This is a genomic window from Streptomyces lomondensis (assembly GCF_014651035.1).
In the GTDB taxonomy this organism is placed as follows: Bacteria; Actinomycetota; Actinomycetes; order Streptomycetales; family Streptomycetaceae; genus Streptomyces; species Streptomyces lomondensis.
Genome location: NZ_BMWC01000054.1, coordinates 1 through 519 on the forward strand (window position 1 = coordinate 1; position 519 = coordinate 519).

The 519-nt window shown below is 59.2% G+C and carries 1 rRNA gene; it reads right to left on the minus strand.

Going from position 1 to position 519, the window contains the following annotated elements:
- Positions 1-519: ribosomal RNA gene (locus IE255_RS38920) — 16S ribosomal RNA — on the minus strand; the annotation flags it as partial.

The window sequence follows — 519 nt, forward strand, 5'->3', positions numbered from 1 at the left end:
TCTCACGACACGAGCTGACGACAGCCATGCACCACCTGTACACCGACCACAAGGGGGCGCCCATCTCTGGACGTTTCCGGTGTATGTCAAGCCTTGGTAAGGTTCTTCGCGTTGCGTCGAATTAAGCCACATGCTCCGCCGCTTGTGCGGGCCCCCGTCAATTCCTTTGAGTTTTAGCCTTGCGGCCGTACTCCCCAGGCGGGGCACTTAATGCGTTAGCTGCGGCACGGACAACGTGGAATGTTGCCCACACCTAGTGCCCACCGTTTACGGCGTGGACTACCAGGGTATCTAATCCTGTTCGCTCCCCACGCTTTCGCTCCTCAGCGTCAGTATCGGCCCAGAGATCCGCCTTCGCCACCGGTGTTCCTCCTGATATCTGCGCATTTCACCGCTACACCAGGAATTCCGATCTCCCCTACCGAACTCTAGCCTGCCCGTATCGACTGCAGACCCGGGGTTAAGCCCCGGGCTTTCACAACCGACGCGACAAGCCGCCTACGAGCTCTTTACGCCCAA